The 26318-nt window shown below is 69.1% G+C and carries 21 protein-coding genes; 13 read left to right on the top strand and 8 right to left on the bottom strand.

Annotated elements, in window-relative coordinates; all coding sequences use genetic code 11:
- Positions 1–69 precede the first annotated feature (69 nt).
- From GIY23_RS13535 to lanL, 6 genes are all read right to left on the bottom strand, one after another.
- Entirely contained in the window at positions 70–1794 is a 1725-nt protein-coding gene (locus GIY23_RS13535) for an ABC transporter ATP-binding protein (RefSeq protein ID WP_154076990.1), read from the bottom strand.
- On the bottom strand, positions 1791–3596 hold the full coding sequence (locus GIY23_RS13530; protein ID WP_187351875.1) for an ABC transporter ATP-binding protein: 1806 nt from the start codon (positions 3594–3596) through the stop codon (positions 1791–1793). The genes GIY23_RS13535 and GIY23_RS13530 overlap by 4 nt, the downstream gene beginning before the upstream one ends.
- 253 nt (positions 3597–3849) lie before the next feature.
- The gene (locus GIY23_RS13525) at positions 3850–4014 is read right to left on the bottom strand and encodes a VenA family class IV lanthipeptide (RefSeq protein WP_187352166.1); all 165 of its coding nucleotides are present in this window, start codon (positions 4012–4014) and stop codon (positions 3850–3852) included.
- A gap of 118 nt (positions 4015–4132) precedes the next feature.
- Positions 4133–4276 (bottom strand): VenA family class IV lanthipeptide, encoded by a 144-nt coding sequence (locus tag GIY23_RS22660; protein WP_323844976.1) that lies wholly within the window; start codon positions 4274–4276, stop codon positions 4133–4135.
- Positions 4233–6110, bottom strand: a complete 1878-nt coding sequence (locus GIY23_RS13520; RefSeq protein WP_154076987.1) for an alpha/beta hydrolase family protein — start codon at positions 6108–6110, stop codon at positions 4233–4235. The genes GIY23_RS22660 and GIY23_RS13520 overlap by 44 nt, the downstream gene beginning before the upstream one ends.
- Positions 6107–8911 carry a class IV lanthionine synthetase LanL gene (lanL, locus tag GIY23_RS13515; RefSeq protein WP_154076986.1) on the bottom strand — a complete coding sequence of 935 codons (2805 nt, stop codon included), beginning with the start codon at positions 8909–8911 and terminating at the stop codon, positions 6107–6109. Before lanL ends, GIY23_RS13520 begins: the two co-directional genes overlap by 4 nt.
- A 340-nt stretch (positions 8912–9251) precedes the next feature.
- On the opposite strand from lanL, the gene GIY23_RS13510 reads away from it, so the two are divergent.
- The 11 genes from GIY23_RS13510 (at position 9252) to GIY23_RS13465 (ending at position 19471) form a co-directional block, all read left to right on the top strand.
- The gene (locus GIY23_RS13510; RefSeq protein WP_154076985.1) at positions 9252–9650 is read left to right on the top strand and encodes a DUF5313 family protein; all 399 of its coding nucleotides are present in this window, start codon (positions 9252–9254) and stop codon (positions 9648–9650) included.
- A 112-nt stretch (positions 9651–9762) separates the two neighbouring features.
- On the top strand, positions 9763–10605 hold the full coding sequence (locus tag GIY23_RS13505; RefSeq protein ID WP_154076984.1) for a nitrilase-related carbon-nitrogen hydrolase: 843 nt from the start codon (positions 9763–9765) through the stop codon (positions 10603–10605).
- Between the two features lie 103 nt (positions 10606–10708).
- Entirely contained in the window at positions 10709–11959 is a 1251-nt protein-coding gene (locus GIY23_RS13500; protein WP_154078829.1) for an aspartate aminotransferase family protein, read from the top strand.
- Positions 11960–11962: 3 nt separating this feature from the next.
- Positions 11963–13363, top strand: a complete 1401-nt coding sequence (gene hydA / locus GIY23_RS13495; RefSeq protein ID WP_154076983.1) for a dihydropyrimidinase — start codon at positions 11963–11965, stop codon at positions 13361–13363.
- 18 nt (positions 13364–13381) lie between these two features.
- Entirely contained in the window at positions 13382–14386 is a 1005-nt protein-coding gene (locus GIY23_RS13490; protein WP_154076982.1) for a TIGR03842 family LLM class F420-dependent oxidoreductase, read from the top strand.
- 10 nt (positions 14387–14396) lie between these two features.
- On the top strand, positions 14397–15185 hold the full coding sequence (locus GIY23_RS13485) for an SDR family oxidoreductase (RefSeq protein ID WP_154076981.1): 789 nt from the start codon (positions 14397–14399) through the stop codon (positions 15183–15185).
- A gap of 69 nt (positions 15186–15254) precedes the next feature.
- Positions 15255–16613 (top strand): uracil-xanthine permease family protein, encoded by a 1359-nt coding sequence (locus tag GIY23_RS13480; protein ID WP_154076980.1) that lies wholly within the window; start codon positions 15255–15257, stop codon positions 16611–16613.
- 315 nt (positions 16614–16928) lie between these two features.
- Positions 16929–17063 carry a hypothetical protein gene (locus GIY23_RS23235; RefSeq protein ID WP_267313223.1) on the top strand — a complete coding sequence of 45 codons (135 nt, stop codon included), beginning with the start codon at positions 16929–16931 and terminating at the stop codon, positions 17061–17063.
- Between the two features lie 548 nt (positions 17064–17611).
- Positions 17612–18172 carry a class I SAM-dependent methyltransferase gene (locus GIY23_RS13475; RefSeq protein WP_154076979.1) on the top strand — a complete coding sequence of 187 codons (561 nt, stop codon included), beginning with the start codon at positions 17612–17614 and terminating at the stop codon, positions 18170–18172.
- Positions 18173–18175: 3 nt separating this feature from the next.
- Positions 18176–18940, top strand: a complete 765-nt coding sequence (locus GIY23_RS13470) for a LamB/YcsF family protein (protein WP_154076978.1) — start codon at positions 18176–18178, stop codon at positions 18938–18940.
- Positions 18941–19018: 78 nt separating this feature from the next.
- Positions 19019–19471, top strand: coding sequence for a MaoC family dehydratase N-terminal domain-containing protein (locus GIY23_RS13465; protein WP_154076977.1), 453 nt, complete (start codon positions 19019–19021; stop codon positions 19469–19471).
- Between the two features lies 1 nt (position 19472).
- Here the strand turns inward: GIY23_RS13465 and GIY23_RS13460 are convergent, their stop codons facing one another.
- Positions 19473–20996 (bottom strand): ArnT family glycosyltransferase, encoded by a 1524-nt coding sequence (locus tag GIY23_RS13460; RefSeq protein WP_228717277.1) that lies wholly within the window; start codon positions 20994–20996, stop codon positions 19473–19475.
- Positions 20997–21394: 398 nt separating this feature from the next.
- On the opposite strand from GIY23_RS13460, the gene GIY23_RS13455 reads away from it, so the two are divergent.
- Entirely contained in the window at positions 21395–22192 is a 798-nt protein-coding gene (locus tag GIY23_RS13455; RefSeq protein WP_154075648.1) for an IS5 family transposase, read from the top strand.
- 225 nt (positions 22193–22417) lie between these two features.
- Here the strand turns inward: GIY23_RS13455 and GIY23_RS13450 are convergent, their stop codons facing one another.
- Positions 22418–24823, bottom strand: coding sequence for an ATP-binding cassette domain-containing protein (locus tag GIY23_RS13450; protein ID WP_154076975.1), 2406 nt, complete (start codon positions 24821–24823; stop codon positions 22418–22420).
- A gap of 272 nt (positions 24824–25095) precedes the next feature.
- Between GIY23_RS13450 and GIY23_RS13445 the strand changes: the two genes are divergently transcribed.
- The gene (locus GIY23_RS13445; protein ID WP_154076974.1) at positions 25096–26259 is read left to right on the top strand and encodes an acetyl-CoA C-acetyltransferase; all 1164 of its coding nucleotides are present in this window, start codon (positions 25096–25098) and stop codon (positions 26257–26259) included.
- The last annotated feature ends 59 nt before the right edge of the window (positions 26260–26318 follow it).

Below are 26318 nucleotides of genomic sequence, written 5' to 3'. Positions count from 1 at the left end.
CAACACGGCGAGGTGCGAATCGGGGCGGCGGTACCGGACCACGTACCCAAGTTTCACAACGCCCTCTGTTCAGGGCACGGCTTGCCAGTGACCGACTAGGTCCGCGTAGAGGCGGTTGCGACTGAGCAGTTCGTCATGCCCCCCGACGTCGGCGCCGGTACCGGAGAGAACCAGGATCCGGTCGGCACGCTGCGCCGAGCTGATGCGGTGTGCGATCACCACGAGGGTGCCGGGACGCCGGGAGAACGCCCGTTCGGCACGTGCTTCGGCACCGGGATCGAGATGGCAGGTGGCCTCGTCCAGGACGACCACTCGTGCCCGTGAGACGTGGACACGGGCCAACGCGATCAGTTGTCGCTCGCCGGGAGAGAGTCCGTCGCCGCCGGGAGGAATGGTCGCCGCGTAGCCACCGAGCCGGTCCACTGTGGTGCGCGCGCCGGTCGCGTCGACCGAGAGATCCACTTCGGACCGGGTTGCGTCGGGAGCGAGATAGGTGAGGTTTTCCCACACGGTTCCGGCGAAGACGTAGGCGTCCTGCGGGATGAGGGCGAGTTCGCGGCGCAGATCGTCCGCACCGAGTCGGTCCAGGTTCGTGCCGCCGAAGAACGCCGTGCCCGCCGCTGGTTCGACGAGGCGCGCGAGGACGTTCGCCAGCGTCGACTTGCCGATACCGCTCGGCCCGACCACGGCGAGATGACTGTCCGCAGGCAGGTCGAGGTCGAGACGGTCGAGAACCGGATGGGAGTGGTGCGAGTAGCCGAAGGTGACCTCGTTCAGTCGGATGTCGTAGCCGTCTGTGTCGGCCACGGCACCGTGCTCGACGTCGGAAGGTCGATCGTTCGAGCACACCTCGGCGAGCCTGTCGAGGACCACCCCGATGCTGACCAGCATGGTGCTGCCCGCGTTGACGAGGAACAGCATGGCCGACTGCAACGGGCCCGCGAGGTACACGACTCCACCGGCCAGTGCGCCCGTGGAGAGGCTTTGGGTGGACAGCAGCCACGGAGACAGTGCGAGCAAGGCGATCAGCGGCACGTGCACGCCGAGTGTCACGACGGGAAGGCGGAACACTCGCGCCCGTGCGAAGGCGCGTAGTGACGCGGCTTGGCGTTCCACCGCCTCGCCGACGTCGGCGGCCGCGCGTGATTCGGCGGTCTGGGTGACGACGTCGCGGATGCCGTCGACGACGGGGACGGCGCGCTCACCGACCTGCTCGCCGTGCAGCACGACGTTCCGGTAGCGGGTCAACAGCACTCGCAGCAGCAGAGCGAAGAAGGCGACCGCGACCGTCACGCACACCGCGGTGACGGCGGCGATGAACGGTGAGAGCACGACGAGCCCGCCGAGGGCCGCGACGCCTGCGGCGACGATCTGGCGCATGTTCCGCAGCATCGTCGACAGCAGCATCCGGACCGCGTCGACCTGCTCGGTGATCTGCGCGACGCTGGAACCGCCTGCGAGGCGATCCTCCCGGACGACCCGGTGCAGCGAGGCGGCGACCACCGCTCGCAGCAACGTGTCCCGCATCGGTTCGACGGTGTCGGCGAGCCGTGGGTACACCTGGCGGGTCCCGAACGCGCTGACGACCCACAGGGCGGCGAGCGTCGCGAGCCATCCGAATCCCTCTCCCGGCCGTCCCGCGAGGAATCCCGAATCGATGGCTCGGGCGACGAGTATCCCGGACGCGAACGTCGGGAGCGCCTCGATCGCCGACCACGCCAGGAGCAGCCCCAACGACCGTCGATGAGGGCGGAGGTGCTCGTGCAGGAGCCGGGCGCCGCTGGTGAGTCTCATGTCCGCACCACCGTGTCGGGGTTCTCGTCGTGTTCCGCGTCGAGCCGGGCCGAGAAGATCTCGCGGTACCCGGGATCGGACCAGAGTCGGCGGTGCGGTGCGATCGCGCGAACGCGTCCGTCGTCCAGCCACGCCACCAGATCCGCGCGCGCGGCGGTCGCGACACGGTGAGCCACGACGAGCGCGGTGCGGTCTCCCCGGACCTGATCGATTCCTTCGGCGACCTTCAGTTCCGTGGCGGTGTCGAGGCTGCTGGTGGCGTCGTCGAGGACGAGCAGCCGGGCGTCGCGCAGTACCGCGCGGGCGAGGCTGAGACGCTGCAGTTCGCCGCCGGACATCGGCGCCCGGTCGAGCGGGGTCGCCACACCGTCCGGTAGCAAGCGGATGAACCCGGCCGCCTGGGCGACTTCTGCCGCTTGTCGAACTCCGCGCTCCGTCGGTTGGGTCCCGTAGCCGATGAGGTCGGCGACCGTCTCGCCCAGCATCGCGGGGCGTTCGAAGGCGTAGGCGACGGACTTCCGGAGTTCGTGCGGGTCCACTGTGGAGACGTCGACGCCGTCGAGCAGCACGGTTCCGTCGTCAGGGTCGCGTAACCGGCCGACGAGCGAGGCAAGTGCGGACTTGCCCGCGCCCGACCGTCCGACAAGAGCGACACAGGTGCCCGCGTGGACGCTCAGATCGAGCCCGTCGAGCACGGTGGTCTCGCCCTCGCGGAGCCGGACGCCGCGCAGGTCGAGCCGCCCCCGCCCGTTCGGGAGTGATACCGGGGCCACCGGAGTGGTCACCGGCCGTGGGGAGTCGAGGACCTCCGCGACACGGCCCGCGCCCACCTGACAGGTCAACAGGGCCACGAGGGAGTCGAGAACGCCGACGATGCCGAGCGCGAGGGCGACGTACGAGGAGGCAGCGACGAGCTGGCCTGCGGTGATGCTGCCTGTGCTCAGCGCGTAGCCGCCCACCGCGAGGACGGCGACCTGCAGCATCGGCACGAGTAGCGAGATCTGCCAGCTGACGCCGCGTTGGGCCGACCAGATGGCGCGTCCGCTGTCGTTGAGCCCGGGTAGCGGAGCCAGCACGCGGTCGATGTCTTGCTCGACCGTGCCGGAGGCGCGAATGGTGCGGGCACCTCGGTGCGCGTCGAGCAGCCGCGCCGCCAGCGACGCGAGCCGTTGCTGGTACTGCAGCATCGCGTCGCCTGCCTGGGTGAGGAACACCCGGAGCAGGAGCACCGCGAGCGGAACACCGGCCAGAAAGGTCAGGGCGAGCCGCCCGTCGATGACGGCCAGCCCCACGACCGCGCCGAGCGTGGTGAGTACCGTGGCCAGGGCCGAGAGCAGTGTCGGCAGGAAACTGGCCGGGCTGGCCGCGTTCTCCGTCAACCGCGCCACGACGTCGCCGGGTGGGAAACGCCGCGTCGAGGCGGTGCCGAGGCCGAGCACGCTGCGAACCAGCCGGTGCCGCAGGTCGGCGGTGAGGGCGCTGCCGAAGTAGGCGCTGACGAGTTCGTCCGCCCCCATGGCGGCCGTCATGACCATGAGCAGCAGCGCGAGGCGACCGAGTGCGGATCCGAGGCCGTCGCCTCGGACGGCAGCGTCGATGGCGACGGCCGTCGCGGCCGGAACGAGCAGCGTCGCCACGACCTGCACGAGTGTCGTCGCCACGACGGCGGCGACCATCCAGGGGGCGCGGCGGGCGCTGTCGGCGAGGACCCGGTTGCCCGCGGTGCGCAGCGCGGCGGCGCCGTCACCAGCGGTTCCGGCGCCGAGCCTGCGCAAGCCCCTGGTCAGTCCGCCGAGCGCCATCGCCGTGCTCTCCCCGCATCGGTTACTGTGGAGTAGGTCCTGAGAGCGCATGTGGGAACTGGCTTTGTGCCCGTAGGGCACGCCTCGTACCTGACCAGCCGGGGCAGGGTGAGGAGCTCCGGGGCGGCGGTACTGGACCACCGACCCACATGCGCTCTGCTTGAGCGATGTGCGCGGTGCCCACGCACCCGCACGTCAGGGGCCGGTGTTCCCGCCCGGTACCAGCGGGCGGGAACACCGGTTCACATGCGGATCAGTTCACGCACGACACACCGACGCACACCGTGTTGAGTGCTGTCAGCAAGCCGACGCACGCGCAGGTTCCGCCCCCGCCCAGCTGAATGCCGTCGACCTCAATCGGGTCGGTCTCCGGCAGTTCCTGCAGTGAGGCGACCATGTCGAAGTCCTGGAGCTCCATGTCGTTCACCTCCCCTCCTGTGCGATGTGAGTACTCCCGCCCGGTCGAGCCGTGCCCGCGAGGCAGAAGCTCTCGAGGGGCCGCGAAGGAACGCGGCCGGTGGTGTGTCGACTGCGGATCAGTTCACGCACGAGACACCGATGCAGACGGTGTTCAGCACGGTCAGCAGGCCGACGCAGGCGCAGGTTCCGCCTCCGCCCAGCTGAATGCCGTCGACCTCAATCGGGTCGGTCTCCGGCAGTTCCTGCAGTGAGGCGACCATGTCGAAGTCCTGGAGCTCCATCTCGTTCACCTCCTTCCCCCGGATCGAGTGGTTGTGCTCCTGCCCGAGCGGATTCAGTCGTGCTCGTCAGGCAGAAGTGCTCGATGCGCCGCAGCAGCTGCCGCGACTGGTGGGCGACCACGCCGGCGTGGTCGGTGTCGGGTTCGAGGTAGTCGACGGGCGTCGCCTCGTCGGCGAGCAGGCGCCGATGAAGTGCACGGGACTGTTCGACGGGGATGCGTTCGTCCCGGCTGCCGTGCACGAGCATCAACGGCGCGCGCAGACTCGAACACCGGCGCAGCACGTCGCGATCGTCGTCCGTGCCACCGAGCGCGTCGATGCGTTCCCGTACCGCTCGACCCGCGTCGACGCGCAGTCCGGCGGGAGACAGGAAGGGCGCCAACGCGATGCACCCCGACCACAGGTCCGGCTCGGAGCACGCGGCGAGCAAGGCCAGGTACGCGCCGTAGCTTGCGCCGAGCAAAATCGGTGCCCGCAGTCCCCACGCGCGGCGTTCGGCGGAGAGGTCCCGGCCGAGTGCCCGGACGTCGTCGAGATCGGCACTCGCCCATCGCCCGGTGATGCTGAAGTCGCTGCCGTAGCCGACGCTGCCCCGGCAGTTCGGCGCGAGGACGGTGACACTAGCCGCGGCCAGGCGCTGGAACAGTGGGTCGAACTCGTACCGCCACGCCGACAGCGGACCTCCGTGCAGGGCCACTACGAGTGTGCCCTGTTCACGTCGGCGTCGGCGGCCGTACCGGACCGCCTCGATCGGCCCCTGTGCGCCGTCGACGGAAACGAGGTCGGCGTGGGCGAATCCCGCAGCAAGCCGGGGCAATGTCCATCGGGGCGGCGTCCGGCGCTCGGCGAGACCGACGGTGGCGATCGTCGGCGGCAGGGTCGGACGCGAGAAGGGCAGGTGGATCACCTCGCCGTGCCACGAAACTGGGCCGGTCACGACTCCGCGCGGCCCTCCTAGCGGCGTGACGTGCCCGTCGAACGGCGTCCACACCGACAGTTCGGAGACCGCGCCCCGCATCCGGTGCAGCAGGACCCGTTCACCCCGTTCGTCGACGGCGAGCGCCTGCTGCGGGAAGTCGTCGTCGACGAGGACGTCGGGGAACTCGACCGTCCCTCGCCCGAGGATCCCCCACCCGAGGCGGGTACGGCCCGAAGCGTTGCTGCTGACCACGAGCAGTCGGGTGGCGGGGGCGTAGAGCACGATCCGGTCGGCGCTGGTGTCCGACACCGACCAGGTCCGGCGCCACGCGCTCTGCTCGACGTCGACGACGATCCCGTCCGGTTGGCCGTCGTTGGGTGTCCGGTTGAAAGCGGCCACGTCGCGTTCGAGCCACGAACCTCCTGAGAGAACTCCGGGGATCCGCGCGGTCTCTTCGAGAGTCCGAAGATCGGGGCGTAGACGGACCACTGTGGACACATCAGTGCCGATCACGACCGCGATCCCCGGGAACGAAGAACCGGCGGGTGAGGGGAGCAGGTAGCCGCCGAGCGCGGGCAGTTTCCCGAGCACTCGCTCCGGCCCGAGATCGTCGGCGTCCTCGGAGTCGCGTTCGGGCGGGACGGAACCGATCTCCACCGTTGCGGTACCCGCGCCGCGCAGCAGCAGGTACCCGCCGTCGTCGAGCGGGAGAACACCGGTGTCCTGGTCGACCGGAACCGAGGGAACGTCGGCGGCGCGGGCGACGTGGCCGGTCAGGTCCCACGCCTCGAGCACCGAGCGGTCGTCCAGCGTCGCGACCGACACCGCTCGTCGGCCGCGAGCGGCGAAGGCGAAGCCGGTCCGTCGACGGACGGTGTCGTCCCGGCGCTTCACGTCGTGCTCCCGTGTGTCGCCGGGTCGACCATCCACATGCGGCCGCCGCCGTGGACGAGCCGGAGCAGGAACGAGAGCACACCCGGCATGCCGTCGCCCCACGTGCTGGTGAGACCGCCCCGCTCGTCGGGGAACACGACCCGGGAGTCCTGGTACGTGCGACTGCTGTGCACGAGCCGAGCCACCCGGTGCGCGTCGTCCATGAAGGACCGATCACCGGTGATCTCGTGCAGGTCGAGCAGGAACTCGGCGTTGCCGGACAATCCGTGACACTGCGCGAGAACCCCGCGCGACGAGCTCTCCACGACCGCACGAGCCGACATCGTCGCCCAGGTGCGGTACCGGTCGTCGCCGGTGAGGCGATACAGCCGAGCGAGGAACGTACCGATGCCCGACGCACCGTGACACCAGTGCGGCGCGGTCGCGGGGTCACCGGTGCCCGCACCCCAGAGTCCCATGTCGGAATCGGGAATGGCGTGGTGCAACAGGGTCTCGCCCGCCCGGGTCGCCACGGCCCGATAGGTGTCGTCGCCGGTCGCTTCCGCCGTGGCCGCGAGGAAGTAGCCGACTCCGGCCGTGCCGTGCGCGAAACCGTGGTACCGGCGGCCTGCCAGTTTCGAATGGGCCTCCGCCGGAGTCGCCCAGCTCAGGCCGTCGGGGCCGTCGAGTGCGCTCGCGACGAGATGGTCCGCCGACTTGGCGGCGTTGGCGAGCAGCTCCGGGTCGCCCGTGCGCTGCCAGAGACGCAACAGCGTGAGTCCGATGCCCGCGGTGCCGTGGGTGATGTCCGGATTGAGCGCGGCGACCGGTAGTCTCGCCGCGACGCTCCGGCTCTCCGCAGCCAGCCGTTCGTCCCCGAGCTGCTCCGCGGCGTCGTGGAGCGCCCAGGCGATACCGGCTTCACCGAAGTACAGGCCGGGAGGTCGTCCGTCCGTCGTCCGCATCCTCGCGGTGATCCAGTCACCGGCCGTCGCGAGCGCGTGGTCGAGTCGCGCGGTATCGGCGACTCCCAGCGCGCGGCACCGGGTCAGCACACCGAGGACACCCGCCGCCCCGTGCTGCACACTGCACGGATCGGGTGAGCCATGGGCGCACGAAACGGGCCAGAGCCGATCCGCGTCCGGTTGCATGGTGGCGAGCAGGTGCTCGGCGAGACCGTCGATCGCGTGCTCGGCGTTCTCGGCCGCGAGCCTGTGCGGCGATCTCGGTGAAGCCGTGGAACGTGGCTCGCGAAGAACCGTGGCCGCGTCCACCGCTGTGGGCCGGTCCGCAGGTTCGGGCCGCATGAGGTCGAGAACGAGGGTGCGGTGCGCGTCGGGGAGGCCGGTGCCGTGCCACCGCGCGGTCAGCCACTCGGTCAGGGCCTCGTGCGGGGATCGTTGCCCTGGGCCGGAATCCTCGACCAGCACCGGAGCATCGCCGATCGCGAGGAAGCACAGGGTCGCGCCGAGACTGAAGAAGTCGGCACGCGGGTCCGGTGCCGCGCCGCGCAGTTGCTCGGGCGCACTGAACCCCGGTGTGCCCACGTGGCCGGGCACTTCGCTGTCCGCGACCGGAACCGCCAGTTCGAGGTCGATCAGCCGGAGTTCGCCGTCCGGCAGCACCATGATGTTGTTCGGCGTGAAGTCCCGCACGACCATTCCGGCGTCGTGGACTCCGCGCAACAGGCTCACCACGCGACGAGCCATCGGCTCGGTGTCCGGGATCGCCTGCCGCCATCCGTTCGAGCGGATCCGTTCTTCCACCCAGTTCCGCATCGGTGTGCCGGGAATGTGTTCCTCGGCGAGGAACACGTGTGTGGCCTGTTCGAACAACGAGATCACCCGTGGGGACAGTCCCGACGGGGCGAGATGTTCGAGGGCACGCGCTTCGGTCCGGAGTCGGTCGCGTTCGTCGCATCCGGTCCGGTCGGTGCCCACGTGCGGCCGGGCCTCCTTGACGATCACCTTCTCACCGGTCTCGGTATCGGTCGCGCGGTAGACACCGCCTCTGTTGGTGTGCCGGATGGCTTCCTTGGCGAGGAACCGGTCGCCGATCAGCACACCGTTGCTGTGCGGGCGAGGCTGGTCGCCGGACTTCGCGGCCGGCGGGTTCGGGAACGGACACGTGACCCAGTCCGGCGGAACGTACTGCCCGACCCGCTTGTCCTCGACGGGGTTTCCTTCCGGGTCCTCGATGACCCAGGCGTAGAACCCGTCGTGGGACAACCGCCGCTGCTCGACGAACGCCCCGTAGCGGTAGTGCACCAGGCTTTCGGGCCGGTACGGGCGATCGGAGAGCACTCGCGGTCCCGCGAGGCCGTCGGTGGCCTCGTGGAGCCGTTCCGCGAGCTCAACCGCCTCCTGGTCGCTGTCCGGGTAGACGGTGAGGAACTTGCCGGAATGACCGCGCGAGGTGTGCCGGTCGTTGAGCATCGCGAGGTGGTTCCGGCTCGCGGTGAACTTGAACGGCGAATGGGCTTCCAGCAGCACCGGGAGCGCGCGGTCGAGAACGTCGGGAGCCGACACGGGCGTCGCAGACACGTGCAGCTTCCACCCTTGCGTGCGGCGCACACCCTCTTCCGGCGTGGCCGCGCACCACGGCCCGCCGTTGGTCACCGTCCACCGCTCGCGAGTGCTCGTGGTGCGGAGTGCTGCCTCGAGACTGTCGCTGAGGACGGAGTCGTCGGTGGCGGTGGCGTTCCCGGAGTTCACGACACTGAAGTGGAACTCGGCGTCGAACGGCCGAACGGGCGCCTTCGGGGCGTCGCCGGTGCAGCGTTCCGTGTCGGGGCCGGGACAGTCGCTGGGTACCTCGCCCATCAGGTCTCCTGACGTCCTCGCGCGGTGGTCCGTCTGTGCGGGGTGTCGCTCCCCGTTGCAGTGCGGGTGCCCACTCGGGGGGTGAGCGGCTTCGAACACTAGGAGCGCGGGATTCGGGTGGTCTTAATGTCTGCTTAGTGCGGCCGCCGTCGGGGTGTCGGCGAGGCCGGGGTGACGATCCGGTAGGAACGCCACTGGCAGCGACGATGCGGACAGGACCGGTCGGGTGCGGAGCCCGCCGACGTCCACACATTCGTGTGAGCAGCAGCGCAGCGGGCGTGAGCCTTTGTAGTCGCTATAGCCACCAAAAAGGCTCACGCGTGCGGTTTAGGATGGGGACGTGGAGGCGCGGCCGAACCCGGTGCAGTGGATCTGGTACGCCTACGGCGGCAAGTTGCCGGATCGCTACGCCGAATGGGTGCTGTACGACGTCACGTGCCGGACGTGGCTGTTGCGGCACCTCGCGCGCACACTCGTCCAGCTGTTCCCCTTCTGCGTGGTCGTGATGCTGCTACCGGGCCCGCTCGAGATCCGCCTCGGGTGCCTCGGGATGGGCCTGTTCGTGGGCGTGTTCTACGCCTTCGGTTACGTCGAGCACACGGCCGAGCACCGCGTCCTCAAGCACGGCTACCCGGTCGGGATGGCGCGGGAGACGCGTGCGGTCTTCCGCGACGCGCGCCGCTACACCCGCTGGGCCGCCCGGCGCCACGAGTACGGCGCTCACCCGCCGGACGAGTGATCGGCGGAGCCACCCGGGCAGCGCCGTTGCACCTGTGTGGTCTGGCTCATATGTTCGGATGATGTCCGGCTCGAGCCGACCTGCCGGACTCCGACGAGGGGGTGCGGTGCCCATGTCCGCGGTGGTTCGAGCCGCCCTGGTCCAGGCCAAATGGACCGGTGACAGCGCGTCGATGGTCGAGACGCACGAACAGTACGCGCGTACCGCACGAGAACAGGGTGCCCGGATCATCGGGTTCCAGGAGGTCTTCAACGCGCCGTACTTCTGTCAGGTGCAGGACGACGAGCACCAGCGGTGGGCCGAGCCTGTCCCGGGCGGCCCCACCACGCGGCGCATGTGCGCTCTGGCAGGCGAACTCGGCATCGTGATCGTGTTGCCCGTCTTCGAGGTCGACGGCCCCGGCTTCTACTACAACACCGCGGCCGTGATCGACGCCGATGGTCGCTACCTCGGCAAGTACCGCAAGCACCACCTGCCGCACCTGCCCGGCTTCTGGGAGAAGTTCTACTTCCGTCCCGGCAACCTGGGGTGGCCGGTGTTCGACACCGCCGTCGGACGCGTGGGCGTCTACATCTGCTACGACCGGCACTTTCCGGAGGGCTGGCGGGCGCTCGGGCTCGCGGGCGCGCAGCTGGTCTACAACCCGTCCGCCACGAGTCGCGGGCTCTCGTCGCACCTCTGGGAGCTCGAACAGCCCGCGGCGGCGGTGGCCAACGAGTACTTCGTGGCGGCCATCAACCGGATCGGCGTCGAGGAATACGGCGACAACGACTTCTACGGCACGAGCTACTTCGTCGACCCGCGCGGCAAGTTCGTCGGTGCGCCTGCCAGTGCTCACGAGGAAGAACTGCTCGTCCGCGACCTCGACCTCGGACTCGTCGACTCGGTCCGTACCCAGTGGGCGTTCTACCGGGACCGGCGCCCGGACGCGTACTCCGTGCTCACCGACCCCTGACCGGTGACGGCGTGACTCGCACACCCTGTGGAGAGGACCGGAATTGCAGCACACACCAGCCCACGGAACGCACGCCGACCTCGCCAAACGTCGCAACGCGGTGATGCCGCAGTGGATGGGCACGTTCTACGGCGAACCGATCGACATCGACCGCGGCGAAGGCAGGCACGTCTGGGACGCCGAGGGCAACCGCTATCTCGACTTCTTCGGCGGGATCCTCACCACCATGACCGAGCACGCGCTGCCGTCGGTGACGGCCGCGGTCAGCGACCAGGCCGCGAAGATCCTGCACACCTCGACGCTGTACCTGAACCGGCCGATGATCGAACTCGCCGAGCGGGTCGCCGAACTCTCCGGCATCGACGACCCGAGAGTGTTCTTCACGAGCAGCGGAACCGAAGCCAACGACACGGCGATGCTGCTCGCGACGTGCTATCGGGGCTCCAACCAGATCCTCGCGCTGCGCAACAGCTACCACGGCCGCTCCTTCGCCTCGATGGCCGTCACCGGCAATCGAGGCTGGTCCGCGACGAGCCTGTCCCCGGTCCAGACCTTGTACGTGCACGGCAGCCGCCGTCCGGGCGGAACGTGGGCGAACCTCGGCGATCGTGAACTCGCCGACGCCTGCGTCGAGGACCTCCGGGACGTGCTCGACCAGGCTCACGGCACGGTCGCGTGCCTGATCGCCGAGCCGATCCAGGGCGTCGGCGGGTTCGCCGTGCCGCCCGACGGGTTGCTCGGTCGTTTCCGGGAAGTGCTCGACGAACACGGGATTCTCTGGATCAGCGACGAGGTGCAGACCGGCTGGGGGCGGACCGGCGAGCACTTCTGGGGCTGGCAGGCGCACGCGCAGCACGGGCCGCCGGACATGCTCACCTTCGCCAAGGGGTTGGGCAACGGCCTGTCCATCGGTGGCGTGGTCGCCTCCGCCGAGGTGATGAACAGCCTGCAGGCGAGTTCGATCTCCACGTTCGGCGGCAGTCCCGTGACCACGGCCGGGGCGCTGGCGAACCTGGAACACCTGCTCGCGCACGACTTGCAGGGCAACGCTCTGCGCGTCGGGCGGCGGCTGCGCGCACTGTTGGAGGACGGGTGCGAAGCGATCCCGGAAGTGGTCGACATCCGGGGCAAAGGGCTCATGATCGGCGTCGAACTCGGTGACGCCCGCACCGGCACACCCGACCCCGTTCTGGCCACGACGATCCTGGAATCGACACGTCGGCGCGGTCTGCTCGTCGGCAAGGGAGGGCTGCACGGCAACGTCCTGCGCATCGCACCCCCGTTGAGCCTCACCGAGGACGAGGCGCGCAGTGGGGCCGAAATCCTGCTCGCCGCACTGCGGGAAGGGAAGTGACGTATGAGCCGCACACTCATCCGCGGTGGACTCGTGGTCACCGCCACCGAAGAGATCCTCGCGGACGTCCTCGTCGAGGGTGAGCGGATCGCCGCCCTCGCCGGCCCGGAGACCAGCGAGCAATGGGTGGCCGGCGTGGACCGGGTGCTCGACGCGAGCGGGATGTACGTGGTGCCGGGCGGGGTCGACGGCCACACCCACATGCAGATGCCGTTCGGCGGGACCTATGCCTCCGACACGTTCGAAACCGGCACCCGGGCGGCGGCCTGGGGCGGTACGACGACGATCGTCGACTTCGCGATTCAGTCGCGGGGTCGTGCGCTGCGGGAAGGGCTGGACGCGTGGCACGCCGAGGCGGAGGGTGAATGTGCTGTCGACTACGGGTTCCACATGGTCCTCTCCGACATCGGCGAGCAGACCCTCAAGGAGATGGACACGCTGGTCGGTGAAGGCGTCACCAGTTTCAAGATGTTCATGGCCTACCCGGGCGTGTTCTACAGCGACGACGGTCAGATCCTCGAAGCGATGCAGCAGGCCGCGGGCAACGGCGCGTTGACGATGATGCACGCCGAGAACGGCATCGCCATCGACGTGCTCGTCAAGCAGGCCCTCGCCGCCGGGCACACCGACCCGAAGTATCACGGCCAGGTCCGGCACCCGCTTCTGGAGGCCGAGGCGACCCATCGGGCGATTCAACTGTCCAGAGTGGCCGATGTTCCGCTCTACGTCGTGCACGTCTCGTCGACCGACGCGGTCGCCGAGATCACCGCAGCGCGGGACGTCGGGACTCCGGTGTTCGCCGAGACCTGCCCGCAGTACTTGTTCCTCACCGTCGACGACCTGGCACGCCCCGGGTTCGAAGGGGCGAAGTACGTGTGCTCCAGCCCGCTGCGTCCTGCTGAGCACCAGGAGTCGCTGTGGCGGGCGCTGCGCACCAACGACCTGTCCGTGGTCTCCACCGATCACTGCCCGTTCTGCTTCGCGCAGCAGAAAGAACTCGGTACCGGCGACTTCTCCAAGATTCCCAACGGAATCCCCGGTGTCGAGAACCGTCTCGACCTGCTGCACCAGGCCGTCGTCGACGGCCGGATCTCGCGTAGGCGCTGGGTCGAACTCGCCAGCACGACTCCGGCGAAGATGTTCGGTGTGCACCCACGTAAGGGTGCGATCGTACCCGGCGCCGATGCCGACATCGTCGTCTACGACCCGGCCGCCGAACACGTCCTGTCGGCCGAGACACACCACATGAACGTGGATTACAACGCCTACGAGGGCCGCCGGGTGACCGGGTCGGCGCGCACGGTGCTCTCCCGCGGCCAGGTCGTGATCGACTCGGGGGAGTACGTCGGACGCAAGGGACACGGGCGCTACCTGCAGCGCAGTACCTGCCAGTACTTGAGCTGACCGACGAACGGAGACGACATGGACTTCGGACTGGTTCTGCAAACGGATCCGCCTGCCCGGTCGGTCGTCGAGCTCATGCGTCGTGCGGAGGACGTCGGATTCACACACGGGTGGACGTTCGATTCCTGCGTGCTGTGGCAGGAACCGTTCGTCATCCACAGCCGGATCCTGTCGAACACCGAGTCTTTGCGTGTGGGCACGATGGTGACCAATCCGTCCACACGGGACTGGACCGTCACGGCCTCGACTTTCGCGACGTTGCAGGAGATGTTCGGTCCACGGGTGGTGTGCGGGATCGGTCGCGGCGACTCGGCCGTGCGCGTCACCGGAGGCCGGCCCGCCTCGCTGGCGACGCTGGAAGACGCGATCGATGTGATCAAGGCGCTCGCCGAAGGGGGGTCGGTCGAGCGAGGCGGCACGCTGGTGCAGCTGCCGTGGGTCGCGGGGGACATGTCACTTCCCGTGTGGATGGGTGCCTACGGCCCCAAGGCGTTGGAGATCGCAGGCCGGGTCGCTGACGGGTTCATCCTGCAACTCGCCGATCCGTACCTGGCGCGGTGGATGATCGAGCACGTCCGCGAGTCGGCGGTGGCGGCCGGCCGGGACCCGAACGACGTGACGATCTGTGTGGCGGCACCGGCCTACGTCTCGGACGACCTCGAACACGCACGGGAACAGTGCCGGTGGTTCGGCGGAATGGTCGGCAACCACGTGGCCGATCTCGTCGCACGGTACGGCGCGGGGTCGGACGAGGTTCCGCCGGAGCTCACGGACTACATCGGACGGCGCGAGGGTTACGACTACGCCCACCACGGTCGCGCGGGCAACCCCAGCACCGACTTCGTTCCGGACGAGGTCGTGGACCGATTCTGTCTTCTGGGACCGCCGCAGGCTCAGGTCGAGCGCCTCGCCGAGCTGGCCGAGCTCGGCGTCGACCAGTTCGCGGTGTACGCGATGCACGACGCGAACGAGACCACAGTGGAGCTCTACGGCTCCGAGGTGCTGCCCCGGCTGCGCACGTGAGGGTCCCGCGATGAGCACAATGCTGGTGACCGGCGGAACCGGTCACGTGGGACGTGCGCTGGTGGCGCGACTGGCCGGCGAGCACGAGGTACGGGTCCTCACGAGAAGCCCGGGCACCGACACGGACATCCGGTGGTACCGGGGTGATCTCGCCAGTGGTCGAGGAGTTCCGGAAGCCGTGCACGGGGCGGACGTCGTGATCCACGCGGCGACCCATTCACCTGCGGCGCAACGCGGTTTCCCGCTTCCGCGTGACGCGCGGCGCAGCCCGCCCGAAGTGGACGTGGACGCCACCAGCCAGCTGCTCGACCTCGCCGCCGCCAACGGCGTCCGGCATTTCGTGCAGGTCTCGATCGTCGGAGTGGAGGAACCGTGGGGCGCGTACCCGCGGTTGAAACACACCGCCGAGGAACTGGTGCGGGTCGGCGACGTACCGTGGTCGATCGTCCGGTCCACCCCGTTCCACTGGCTGATCGCGCGGATGCTCGACTCCGCGGCACGCCTGCCGCTCGTGCCGCTGCCGAAGTCGGCGCCGATCCAGCCCGCCGACAGCGACGAGTTCGCCGCGTTCGCCGCCGCGGCCGTGGCGAAGGGGCCCAGCGGGACGGCCGCGGAATTCGGCGGCCCGGAAGTGATGGACCTCGCCACCGCCGTCGAGCAGTGGCAGACGGCACGTCGGCGGCGACTCCGCGTTCTCGGACTTCCGCTCCCGGACAGGACGCGCCGACGCTTGCAGGCCATGACGTGTCCTGAAGGGACGTTGGGCGAGGTCACGTGGAGCGACTGGCTCCGCGAGTGAACCGGAGTCGGACGACGCCTCGGTCGCGCCGAGCTGTCCCGCAGCGGTCCATGGTGGACACTAATCCGCATGTTCAAGGACACGGCGCGGCGGCTCGGCATCGGGTGGACGGTGCACGGCGACGGCGCGACACCGCGACCGGGCGAGTCGGTGGCACCGGACGAGCGGTTGTCGTGGCCACGAACGGTCGGCCTCGGCGCCCAGCACGTCGTCGCGATGTTCGGCGCGACGTTCGTGTTCCCGGTCCTCATGGGGCTGAACCCGAACCTGGCGATCATGGTCTCGGGATTGGCGACGATCCTGTTCCTGCTCGTCGTGCAGGGACGGATCCCCAGTTACCTCGGTTCCAGCGCGTCGTTCGTCGGAGTGGTCGCCGCCGTTCGGGCGGGCGGCGGGGACACCGCGACCGTGCTCGGCGCGATCCTGATCAGTGGTGTGGCACTCGCGGTGGTCGGGGTGATCCTGCACCTGGTGGGCCCGCACGTCGTGAACCGGGTGCTGCCGCCGGTGGTCTCCGGCGCGGTGGTGTTGTTGATCGGCTTGAACCTCGCGCCGGTGGTCGCCGAGACCTACTGGCCCCAGGATCAGTGGATCGCGCTGTTCACCATGGTCGTGCTGTTGGTCTGCAGTGTGGTGCTGCGTGGTTTCTGGGGCCGGATCGCCGTGTTCGTGGCGCTCGTCGCCGGTTACACGCTGTCCTGGGGGTTCGATCGATGGTTCGGCATGATCCGGTCTCCGAACGCCGACGGTGAGGTGGTGGAGCGGTACCGGGTGGATCTGAGCGCGGTCGCGGAGGCGCCGTGGTTCGGGTTGCCGCCGGTGCAGGCGCCGTCGTTCAGCCTCCCCGCCGTACTCGTGGTGCTGCCGGTGGTGATCGCGCTCGTGGCGGAGAACACCGGCCACGTCAAGGCCGTCGAGGAGATGACGCGCCGCAGACTCGACGGCAGTCGGGGGCGTGCAATGTTCGCCGACGGGCTCGCCACCTCGGTGTCCAGTTCGGTCGGCGGGCCGCCCACGACGACCTATGCCGAGAACATCGGTGTGATGGCGGCGACCCGGGTGTACTCGACGGCCGCCTACTGGGTGGCCGCGCTCGTGGCGGTGCTGTTCGGTCTGTGCCCGAAGTTCGGGGCGATCGTGGCGGCCACTCCGGGCGGTGTGCTCGGCGGCATCACGGTGGTGCTCTACGGCATGATCGGCGTGCTCGGCGCGAAGATTTGGGTGCAGAACCGGGTCGACTTCGCCGACCCGGTGAACCTGCTGCCGACCGCGGCCGGCGTCGTCATCGGGGTCGGGAGCGTGTCGTTGCAGTTCACCCCGGAGTTCGGCTTCGGCGGGATCGCGCTCGGGACCGCTGTCATTCTCATCGGCCATCACGCGCTTCGCGCGGTCGCCGTCCGGAGAACGAACTCGACAGGATCCGGCTGAGCGTGCATGTGGGAGCTGAAGGTTGTACCCGACCAGCCGCAGCACCGTGAGGGGGCGGTATCGGGACCACCCACCCAAGTCCCGAAATGCACTCCGAGGTTTCGGATGCCGTGTATGACGGTCCTCCGTGCGGGTGCGACACAAAACACGTTGATGTGGTTAGACCGTTCACGGCTCGCGGCCTACGATGAGTGGTGTTGGGTTGTTCGCCCCAAACCTCTTCCGAACGGCGTGTGAGCGGCAATGTTGCGCGCTTGCGCGCGCGCTCGCGCGCACTCGGGAGCGGGGAGGATCGCAGAAGGGAGGCATCGGGAAATGACCATGGTGTGGACAGTTCTGGCAGCAGAGGCAGCCTTGCTGGGTGCGGCGGCGGTCGCGGCGACGGCGTGGGTCCGTCGTGTCTCGGTGCCTGCCACCGCGGACCAGAACTCGCACGAACTCGTGGCCTGACAAGGCCCCACCGGGCTCGTCCAGTAGACGGACGGGCCCTGCTGTCTTTTCGCCCGGAATGGTTTTCCGAGCTTAAGGCGGCCACTCTCGATTCGGTCGAATGAGCGCTCGAACAGCCGCGAATTCACCCGGCCGCCGCTTCGTCGAAGACCAATAAAGACGGGGAGTCGCAGACCGGTTACCGGCGGTAATTCGAACGGTTGGCGTTCGCCGGAACGACAGATGACGACGCCCCGGTTCGACATGTCGAACCGGGGCGTCGTTGCGTGCCCGCCTGTGCGTCCGGCGAGGTCGGGCCGTCACGGTGGTCATCGCACGGGGCGTGGTGTGCGTTACATCGACGCTGGGGCGTGGTCCGTGGGTGCTCCGAGACCGGCGGTCTCGATAGGGTGGGTTCGTCCGTGAACGGCACCGCCGTTGTCCGACGTCGAAGGCGACTCGTGAGATCATCCGAGAGCATCAGCGCAGACCACCCACCCGAGAACGGTCGGCGGAGCACGCGACCCGGATCCCGATGGGCGGTGTACCGGCGTTTCGCACTCCGGGCCGTGCGTGAGCCCGGCACGGTCGGCGCGGTGGCGCCGAGTTCACTTCATCTCGCGCGTGAGATGGCCGCCGTGGTGCCCTCGTCGGGCGCACCCGTGGTCGTCGAGCTCGGGCCGGGCACCGGCGCCTTGAGCCCCGCGATCTCCGAGCGGCTGCCAGAGCGGGGTCGTCATCTCGCGGTCGAACTCGACGCCGGGATGATCGACTACCTGCGTGCGAACCTGCCCTGGCTGGACGTCGTGCAGGGCGACGCCGCCGAGCTGTCGTCGTTGCTGGCCGAGCAGGGCATCGACCGGGTGGACGCGGTCGTGAGCGGCCTGCCGTGGTCGCTGTTCTCGGCCGAGTCGCAGAACTCCATCCTGTCCGAGGTCGGTGCGGTGCTCGCTCCGGGCGGCGCGTTCACGACCTTCGCCTACGTGCACGCGCTCGGGATGTCCGGTGCGCGTGCGTTCCGGTCTCGAGTGGACGCCGCGTTCGACGAGGTGGTGACGACGCGCACTGTGTGGCGCAACGTCCCGCCCGCCTGTACCTACGTGTGCCGCCGACCGATCGCGGCGGGCTGAACCGTGGACCTCAACGCCGACCTCGGCGAGAGCTTCGGACGCTGGACCCTCGGCGACGACGAGGCGCTGTTGGGAGTGGTGACCAGCGCCAACGTGGCGTGTGGTTTCCATGCGGGTGATCCGCGGGTGCTGCGAGAGTCCTGTGTGAACGCGGCCCGGCAGGGTGTCGCGATCGGCGCGCAGGTCGGCTACCGCGATCTCGCGGGCTTCGGGCGGCGATTCGTCGACGTCCCACCCGCCGAGCTGACCGACGACGTCGTGTACCAGATCGGCGCGCTGAGCGGGTTCGCCCGGATCGCCGGATCCCGCGTGTCGTACGTGAAGCCGCACGGTGCGCTCTACAACGCGATCGTGCGGCACGAGGCACAGGCGGCGGCGGTGGTGCGCGCGGTCTCGCTCTACGACTCCGATCTCGCCGTGCTGGGGCTGCCGGGGTCGCGGTTCCTGGAACTGGCCGAACAGGCGGGGCTGCGGGTCGTGCGCGAGGTGTTCGCGGACCGTGCCTACACCCCGGAGGGCACGTTGGTGCCGAGGTCGCAGCCGGCAGCGGTGCTCGAGGATCCCGAGCGGATCGCCCGCCGGTGTGTGGCGGTGGCTCGCGGGGAAGGGGTCGAAGCGGTCGACGGCTCGCGGGTGCAGGTGCACGGTGACTCGATCTGCGTGCACGGCGATTCGCCGGGCGCGGTCGAGGTCGCTCGCCGGGTCCGCCAGCAGCTGGACGGCGCCGGAGTCACCCTGCGTCCGTTCGTCCAGCAAGGGCCCGCGTGAGCCTTTGTGGTGCCTATAGCCACCAAAAAGACTCACGCGCGGTTACAGTTCCGGCCGGAGTCGACACCGGGGAGTGTCATGCCGATCAATCGCGCGTACGTGGGGCACGAGTTCGCAGCCGACGAACCCTACGAGGTGAGCAGGGTCAAGATCCGCGAGTTCGCCGAAGCGATCGGGGACCGCAGCCCGCTCCGCACCGACCGGGAAGCCGCCCGCCGCGCCGGGCATTCCGATGTCGTCGCGCCGCCGACGTTTCCGATGGTCTTCGCCGGTATCGGCGCCGCGAACAGTCCGCTGTTCGAGGCGGACTTCGGGATGGACTACAGCCGTGTGCTGCACGGCGAACAGGACTTCGACTACAGCAGGCCCATCGTGGCCGGTGACGTGCTCACCGTGACCGGGCGCGTCGCCGACGTCCGCGACGCCGGGGACCACGAGCTCATCCGGACCGAACTGGACATCCACGACGGCGACGGTCAGTGGGTGTGCCGGGCGGTGACCGTCCTCATGTCCACCGGAACGGCCGGGTGAGTCAGAGCCGTCGCAGCTGCGGCCACAGCTCGGACCACGGCGTCGTGGGCTGCTCGTAATGTGTGACCGGAACGCCCTGCGCGATGTTCACCAGGTCCGAGTCCACTGTGTCGAGCGTGCGCCGTCGACCGAAGTACGGGTCGAGCGTGTCGTCGACTCCGACGTAGAGCACCGAGTCCGCCGAGTCGGGCGGAGCTCCGAAGAACCAGTACCCGCGGTGCGGACTGTGCGCGACGGGCAGACCGAGCTCGACACCGTGGACGTCCAGCGCTCCGGTGATGGGGTAGCTCTCACCCACCACGGCGGTGCGGTCGCGGGTTTCCGGCGGGAGCGCGTGATACGCCCGGGCGGTCGTGGCGGCCAGTTCCCGCCAGCCGGTCTCGTAGAGCCGTGAGTAGCTCGCGAGCTGGGGGTGCGACGCGAGCACCTGGGTCGGGTAGAGCGGCAGGAGGACGAGCGGCAGCACGGCCGAGAGCAGGTAAGCGGGCCACGGCACCCACTGCCAGCGTGCGCCGCGTGACGCTCGCCGGTGACACAGACCGACCGCCGCAGCGGCGAACAGCAGTCCGTAGAGACCGGCGAGGTAGTTCGGGCGTCCACTGGCGACGGTGAAGAACGCCGCCACCGCGACCACGGTCCAGCCGAGGAACCGGTACGCGCGGAGTTCCTCGGACCGCAGCAGCGTCCAGAGACCGAGCAGGCACAGCACCGCGCCGACGGCGACGCCGGAGTAGAACAAGGCACCGGGCAGGAACAGCCACCGCGAGGTCTCGGTGTCGACGACCGTGCCCATGTCGAGAGCGGGCCAGTCGTGCCGAGCCTGCCACCACAGCGTCGGGACGGCGGTGCCGAGCGTGAGCGCCGCCCCGGCCCAGAGCGCGGGCCGGCCGAGCATGGGACGTGGTCCGACGGCGGCGACCGACGCGAGCACCGCGACGCCGAGTACGACGATCTGGAACTTGGTCTGCAACGCGGCGGTGGCGACGAGCCCGGCCGCCAGGAGCAGGCGGTCTCGGCGCCGTCCGTTCCGGTGCAGGCGTACCCATCGGGTCAGCAGCCACAGGATGACCGTCCACTGTGCCGGTTCCATCGACGCCGCGGCGAGCCAGTGTCCGCTGAGCAGCAGCCACGGTGACAACGGGTACGCGGCGGCGGCGAGGACCTGCGCGCGCCGGTCTCCTCCGAGTTCCCTGGCGAGCAGGGAGGTCGCCACGATCCCGACGACCATCATGACCACCGTCGGCAGTCGGAACAGGTACAGGTTTCCCGGTGCGAGCGCGTCGGCGGCCGCGGCCAGTAGCGGTACCAGCGGCTGCTGGTCCATGTAGCCCCAGTCGAGATGGTGCTTTCCGGCCGCGAGGAAGTACAGCTCGTCGGAGAGGTAGCCGTAGCGTCCGTTGATCGCGGTCAGGAGCGCGGCGGTGACGGTCACGATCGTGAGGACGCCGGTGCGGGCCCAGGGCGCGAGGGGGCGTCCGGACACCGTCAACGACACACGCTCCGTCTGCGCGTCGACAGCGATCACGGCAATCCCCCAGGTACCAGTAACGGTCCAGTGAAGCTTACCTAGAAGGCGTTTGGAACTTGGGTGGGTGGTCCGGTACCGCCGCCCCAGGTCGTGCCTCGCGGCGTTGGGGTCCTCTTGAGTACCACGCGTACGCGGCGAGAACCCCTGCCTTGCGAGGCACGAACTCCGAACGCCGGAGCTCCTCACCCTGTCGAGGCTGAGCACGTATGACCGTGCCCTACGGGCACTATGCGCTCTTAGAGGCTGTCTTGGATCCCGGTGGTGGGCATGTGAAGGGCCTCTGCTAGTGATCGTGATGCCAGTCATGATCACTAACAGCAGAGGCCCGACTCAGTTTGTACCCCACGACGCCTTCGTCCAGCGCATCGGCCCGCATTCGCCGCTACCCGTCGGACATGACGGACGCCGAGTGGGCAGTGATCGAACCACTGCTGCCCACGGCGGCGTGTGCCAGCCCGGCCGGGGGGCGTCCGGAGAAGCACCACCGCCGCGACATCGTCGACGCGATCCGCTACGTCACCGACAACGGAGTGAAATGGCGCGCGCTTCCCGTGGACTTTCCGCCCTGCAAGACCGTGTACGGCTTTTTCGCTCGCTGGCGCGAGAACGGCACGGTGGAAATAATGCGTGATGCGCTGCGTGAACAGGTCCGCCAGCAGGCCGGCCGGCGCCCGCGGCCCACCGCAGCCGCCATCGACGCGCAATCGGTGCGCGCCGCCGAAACAGTCGGTGACTCCACCCGCGGCTACGACGCCGGCAAGAAGGTCAACGGCCGCAAACGCCACATCGCCGTGGACACCATGGGACTGCTGCTGGTCGTCATGGTCACCGCCGCCAACTTGCAAGACCGGCCCGCCGGGCGCCCTCTGCTGTCACTGCTGCACCGCGCCCACCACAGGGTGCGCCACATCTGGGCCGACGGCGGCTACACCGGAACCCTGCTGACCTGGGCGAAAACAACCCTGGGCATCACCGTCGAGATCGTGAAAAAACTCGCCGAACAAACCGGGTTCGTGCCCCTGCACCGCCGATGGGTCGTCGAACGAACCTTCGCCTGGATCAGCCAAGCCCGCCGCAACACCCGCGACTACGAACGCCTCCCCGAACACTCCGAGGCCTTCATCAACTGGGCCATGATCACTATGATGAGCCGACGACTGACCCGCCCACAAACGCGGGCCCCCACCCCCTAACCAAGATCAAAGACAGGCTCTTAGAGCTCCGCACAGCTGGTCTTGCCGGGTGGGTCGGGTGGCGGAACCTCAGCGCTCTCCTCGCTGCGGGATCGCTGTCCTCGCGAGGAGGGCGCTGAGAACCCGCGGGTGGTTGGCTCCGTCGGCCATCGTCCCGCCGGTGAACGCAGACCGGCCACGGAACCAGCCACGCAGATCACCCCGTGCCCGTCACGTGGAACGGCGTCAGCTGCCGACGTAGGCGGCAAGGTGCTCGCCGGTGAGGGTGGAGCGGGCGGCGACCAGCTCGGCGGGGGTGCCCTCGAAGACGATCCGGCCGCCGTCGTGCCCCGCACCGGGACCGACGTCGATGATCCGGTCGGCGTGCGCCATCACGGCCTGGTGGTGCTCGATGGCGACGACCGACTTGCCGGAGTCGACGAGCCGATCGAGCAGGCCGAGGAGCTGCTCGACGTCGGCGAGGTGCAGGCCGGTCGTGGGCTCGTCGAGGATGTACACGTCACCCTTGTCGGCCATCTGGTTGGCCAGTTTGACGCGCTGCCGTTCGCCACCGGACAGCGTCGTCAGCGGCTGGCCGAGGGTGAGGTAGCCGAGTCCGACCTCGGCGAGCCGGTCGAGGATCCGGTGTGCGGCCGGGGTGCGTGCGTCGCCGGCGCCGAAGAACTCCTCCGCCTCGGCCACCGACATCGCGAGGACCTCGGCGATGTTCTTCCCGCCGAGGGTGTACTCGAGCACCGCGGGCTGGAACCTCTTGCCCTCGCAGTCCTCGCACGTGGACTCGACGGTGGCCATGACTCCCAGGTCGGTGAAGATCACACCGGCGCCGTTGCAGGTGGGGCAGGCGCCCTCGGAGTTCGAGCTGAACAGCGCGGGCTTGACGCCGTTGGTCTTCGCGAAGGCCTTGCGGATCGGTTCGAGCAGACCGGTGTAGGTGGCCGGGTTGCTGCGCCGCGACCCGCGGATCGCACCTTGGTCGATGACCACCACACCCTCGCGGCCTGCGACCGATCCGTCGATCAGCGAGCTCTTCCCGGAGCCGGCGACGCCGGTGAGCACGCAGAGCACCCCGAGTGGGATGTCGACGTCCACGTCCTGGAGATTGTGGGTCGACGCTCCCCGCACCTTGAGTGCTCCGGAAGGGGATCGCACGGAGTCCTTGAGCCTCGCGCGGTCGTCGAGGTGCCGGCCGGTCATGGTCTCGCTGTCCCGCAGCGCCTCCACGGTGCCCTCGAAGCAGACCGCGCCGCCGCCGGCGCCAGCGCCAGGTCCGAGATCGACGACGTGGTCGGCGATCGCGATCGTCTCGGGTTTGTGCTCCACGACGAGCACGGTGTTGCCCTTGTTCCGGAGTTGCCGCAGCAGGGCGTTCATCCGCTCGATGTCGTGCGGGTGCAGCCCGATCGTGGGCTCGTCGAAGACGTAGGTGACGTCGGTCAGTGAGGACCCGAGGTGCCGGATCATCTTCGTGCGTTGCGCCTCGCCGCCGGAGAGCGTGCCCGCGGGCCGGTCGAGGGAGAGGTATCCCAACCCGATCCGGGTGAACGAGTCGAGCAGGTGCCGCAGTCCGGTCAGCAGCGGGGCCACGGAGGGCTCGTCGAGCTCTCCGACCCACTCGGCCAGGTCGCTGATCTGCATCGCGCAGACGTCGGCGATGTTCTTCCCGTCGATCTTCGACGACCGGGGTTCGGGACCGAGCCGGGTGCCGTCGCATTCGGGGCAGGTCGTGAACGTCACCGCCCGTTCGACGAAGGCGCGGACGTGCGGTTGCATCGCGTCGACGTCCTTGGACAGCATCGATTTCTGGATCTTGGAGATCACCCCCTCGTAGGTGAGGTTGACGCCATCGACCTTGATCTTGGTCGGCTCCGCGTAGAGCAGGGTGTGCAGCTCCTTCGTGCCGTACTTTCCGATCGGCTTGTCCATGTCCAGACCCGCGCCGCGGAACAGGCGGCCGTACCAGCCGTCCATGCTGTAGCCCGGAACGGTGAGTGCGCCTTCGGCGAGCGACTTGGTCTCGTCGTAGAGCGCCGTCAGGTCGAAGTCGTTGACCGAGCCCATGCCCTCGCATCGTGGGCACATGCCACCGAGCCGGTTGAAGGTCGTCTTCTCCGCCTTGGTCTTGGCGCCGCGCTCGACGGTGATCGCGCCGCTGGCCTTCACGGTCGGGATGTTGAAGGAGTAGGCGTTGGGGGAACCGAGGTTCGGCTCGCCGAGTCGGCTGAACAGGATCCGCAGCATCGCGTTGGCGTCGGTGGCCGTGCCGACCGTGGAGCGCGGGTTCGATCCCATCCGCTCCTGGTCGACGATGATCGCCGTCGTCAGGCCTTCCAGAAGGTCGACGTCGGGCCGCGCCAGCGCAGGCATGAAGCCCTGCAGGAAGGCGCTGTAGGTCTCGTTGATCATCCGTTGCGACTCGGCGGCGATCGTGCCGAACACCAGCGAGCTCTTCCCGGAGCCGGACACCCCGGTGAACACCGTCAGCCGACGTTTCGGGAGTTCGACGTGGACGTCCTTGAGATTGTTCTCGCGCGCGCCGTGCACGCGAATCAGATCGTGACTGTCGGCCTCGTGCAGTGCGGTCGACCGTGCTGAGGCGCGCTCGGTCGCCTGCCTGTCCGTGCTCGTGGCCATGTTCCTGTCTCCCCGGTTCGCGTTCGCCCGTGTGGAGGTCACGCTAGCCGCGGTGGCGTGCTCAGCGCTTGTCGTTTGGTGATCGAGTCGCCGAGTGGCCCGCCGAGCAGCAAGTGACCACCGAGGCGAACGGCACTCTCGCCCCACCAGACGAGGCGAAAGTGCCGTTCGCACCACCGTGGCGTACCAAACGCTTGCTTGTTCGACTAGAGTTCGCCCCGGTGCGCGGAGCACCCGGTCCGCGCGGTCGCAACCGGTGGGAGGACACGATCATGGCTGAGGCGTACATCATCGACGCGGTGCGGACCCCGGTCGGCAAGCGAGGGGGCGGTCTCAGCGAGATCCACCCAGCGGACCTGTCCGCGCACGTCCTGCGGGCGCTCGTCGACCGCAGCGGTGTCGATCCGAGCGCGGTCGACGACGTCGTGTGGGGTTGCGTCGACACCGTCGGCGCCCAGGCGGGCAACATCGGGCGGACAGGCTGGCTGGCGGCCGGGTACCCCGAGCACGTCCCCGGCGTGACCGTGGACCGCCAGTGCGGGTCTTCACAGCAAGCGGTGCATTTCGCGGCCCAAGCCGTCCTGAGCGGCACCTCCGACGTGGTCGTCGCGGGCGGGGTGCAGAACATGAGCGCGATCCCGATCGGGAGCTCGCTGAACGGCAGTGGCGACCTGGGGTTCCCGGTCGCTTACGGGCCCGGTTCGGGCTCGACCGGTTGGCAGGACCGCTACGGCGACGAGGTCGTCACCCAGTTCCGCGGCGCCGAACTCATCGCCGAGAAGTGGGGCATCTCGCGCGACGAGATGGAGGATTTCGCGCTCACGAGCCACCAGCGAGCCGTCACCGCGATCGACGAGGGACGGTTCGACGCCGAGACCGTCTCGCTGGGTGCCGTCCGACACGACGAGGGTCCGCGCCGGGACACCGGCAAGGACAAGCTCGCCGGGTTGAAGCTGCTGCAAGACGGCGGACGGATCACCGCCGGCGTGTCGAGCCAGATCTCCGACGGTGCCTCGTCCGTGCTCGTGGCCTCGGAGCGTGCGGTGCGCGAGCACGGCCTGACGCCGCGCGCCCGCGTGCACCACCTCAGCGTGCGCGGTGACGACCCGGTCTTCATGCTCTCGGCGCCGATCCCGGCCACCCGTCACGCGCTGGACCGCGCGGGCATGAGCGCCGATCAGATCGACGTCGTCGAGATCAACGAAGCGTTCGCCAGCGTCGTGCTCGCCTGGCAGCGGGAGATCGACATCGACCCGGCGAAGGTCAACCCCAACGGCGGGGCGATCGCGCTCGGTCACCCGCTCGGAGCGACCGGCACCAAGCTCATGACCACGATGCTGCACGAGCTGGAACGCACCGGAGGGCGGTACGGCCTGCAGACGATGTGCGAGGGCGGGGGGACGGCCAACGTGACCATCCTCGAACGCCTCGGCTGAGGTAAGAGGTCGCGCGGATCGATCTGCGTAGGTGGTTCTGTGGCGGTCCCGCTGCGTCC

The organism is Allosaccharopolyspora coralli (assembly GCF_009664835.1).
Lineage (GTDB): Bacteria > Actinomycetota > Actinomycetes > Mycobacteriales > Pseudonocardiaceae > Allosaccharopolyspora > Allosaccharopolyspora coralli.
The sequence above is the reverse complement of the archived record's forward strand: the minus strand, read 5'-3'. Positions and strand labels throughout refer to the sequence as shown.

Excerpts from the sequence above, each read along its gene's own strand:
- GIY23_RS13535 (WP_154076990.1), bottom strand. The coding sequence starts at position 1,794 with ATGAGACTCACCAGCGGCGCCCGGCTCCTGCACGAGCACCTCCGCCCT.
- GIY23_RS13530 (WP_187351875.1), bottom strand. The coding sequence starts at position 3,596 with ATGGCGCTCGGCGGACTGACCAGGGGCTTGCGCAGGCTCGGCGCCGGA.
- GIY23_RS13525 (WP_187352166.1), bottom strand. The coding sequence starts at position 4,014 with ATGGAGCTCCAGGACTTCGACATGGTCGCCTCACTGCAGGAACTGCCG.
- GIY23_RS22660 (WP_323844976.1), bottom strand. The coding sequence starts at position 4,276 with ATGGTCGCCTCACTGCAGGAACTGCCGGAGACCGACCCGATTGAGGTC.
- lanL (WP_154076986.1), bottom strand. The coding sequence starts at position 8,911 with ATGGGCGAGGTACCCAGCGACTGTCCCGGCCCCGACACGGAACGCTGC.
- GIY23_RS13505 (WP_154076984.1), top strand. The coding sequence starts at position 9,763 with ATGTCCGCGGTGGTTCGAGCCGCCCTGGTCCAGGCCAAATGGACCGGT.
- GIY23_RS13500 (WP_154078829.1), top strand. The coding sequence starts at position 10,709 with ATGCCGCAGTGGATGGGCACGTTCTACGGCGAACCGATCGACATCGAC.
- hydA (WP_154076983.1), top strand. The coding sequence starts at position 11,963 with ATGAGCCGCACACTCATCCGCGGTGGACTCGTGGTCACCGCCACCGAA.
- GIY23_RS13490 (WP_154076982.1), top strand. The coding sequence starts at position 13,382 with ATGGACTTCGGACTGGTTCTGCAAACGGATCCGCCTGCCCGGTCGGTC.
- GIY23_RS13485 (WP_154076981.1), top strand. The coding sequence starts at position 14,397 with ATGAGCACAATGCTGGTGACCGGCGGAACCGGTCACGTGGGACGTGCG.
- GIY23_RS13480 (WP_154076980.1), top strand. The coding sequence starts at position 15,255 with ATGTTCAAGGACACGGCGCGGCGGCTCGGCATCGGGTGGACGGTGCAC.
- GIY23_RS23235 (WP_267313223.1), top strand. The coding sequence starts at position 16,929 with ATGACCATGGTGTGGACAGTTCTGGCAGCAGAGGCAGCCTTGCTGGGT.
- GIY23_RS13465 (WP_154076977.1), top strand. The coding sequence starts at position 19,019 with ATGCCGATCAATCGCGCGTACGTGGGGCACGAGTTCGCAGCCGACGAA.
- GIY23_RS13455 (WP_154075648.1), top strand. The coding sequence starts at position 21,395 with ATGACGGACGCCGAGTGGGCAGTGATCGAACCACTGCTGCCCACGGCG.
- GIY23_RS13450 (WP_154076975.1), bottom strand. The coding sequence starts at position 24,823 with ATGGCCACGAGCACGGACAGGCAGGCGACCGAGCGCGCCTCAGCACGG.
- GIY23_RS13445 (WP_154076974.1), top strand. The coding sequence starts at position 25,096 with ATGGCTGAGGCGTACATCATCGACGCGGTGCGGACCCCGGTCGGCAAG.